General features: G+C 75.8%; 1 protein-coding gene. It reads right to left on the reverse strand.

Translation table 11 applies throughout. The features are described from left to right. Positions 1-90 precede the first annotated feature (90 nt). Positions 91-893 (reverse strand): 3'-5' exonuclease (locus tag AAHZ94_RS34585; RefSeq protein ID WP_349997629.1); only part of this gene is annotated, 803 nt, incomplete at its 5' end.

Below are 893 nucleotides of genomic sequence, written 5' to 3' on the forward strand. Positions count from 1 at the left end.
CGAGACCGGGGGGGGGGCGCGGCCCCCCGCCCCCGCCCACCCCACACACCCGCCCGCACCTGCGGCCCGCGGCGAACGCGGCGCCCCCGGCTAGAGCTTCTCCACCGGCGCGTACCGCAGCAGGAGGCGCTTGGGCTTCTCCTGGCCGAAGTCGCTCGTCGCTTCCGCCGCGTCGCCGCTGCCCTTGATGCCGACCACGGTGCCCAGGCCGAACGAGTCGTGCGTGACCCGGTCGCCCACCGCGAGCGAGACCACCGGGCGGTCCTTGACCCGGCGGGTGGCGAAGGCGTTGCTGGTGCCCCGGCCGCCGGGGCGGGTGGCCGCCGACCGCGAGGAGGACAGCGAGGAGGCCACCGAATTCATCGAGGCGGACGGGGTCGCGGCCCCGGTGCGCTTCCACTTCAGGTACTGGTCGGGGATCTCGTCGAGGAAGCGGGACGGCGGGTTGTACGCGGGCTGGCCCCAGGCGCTGCGCATGGTGGAGCGGGTGAGGTAGAGCCGCTCGCGGGCGCGGGTGATGCCCACGTACGCAAGCCGGCGCTCCTCCTCCAGCTCCTTGGTCTGGCCGAGCGCGCGCATGTGTGGGAAGACGCCGTCTTCCAGGCCGGTCAGGAAGACCACCGGGAACTCCAGGCCCTTGGCGGTGTGCAGGGTCATCAGTGTGATGACGCCGGAGCCGTCCGCGTCCTCGTCCGGGATCTGGTCGGAGTCGGCGACCAGCGCCACCTTCTCCAGGAAGTCCGCCAGCGTGCCGCCGCTCGCCTCGGCGTCGGCCGCGGCGGCGTCGTCAGCCGCCGTGGGACCGCCCTCGTCCGCGGCGCCCTGCGGGCCGTCGGTGCCCGCGCCGGCCGAGGTGCCCGCGGGCGCGCCCGCGGGCACCTCGGCCGGCGCGG

This window comes from Streptomyces sp. HSW2009 (assembly GCF_040240285.1).
In the GTDB taxonomy this organism is placed as follows: Bacteria; Actinomycetota; Actinomycetes; order Streptomycetales; family Streptomycetaceae; genus Streptomyces.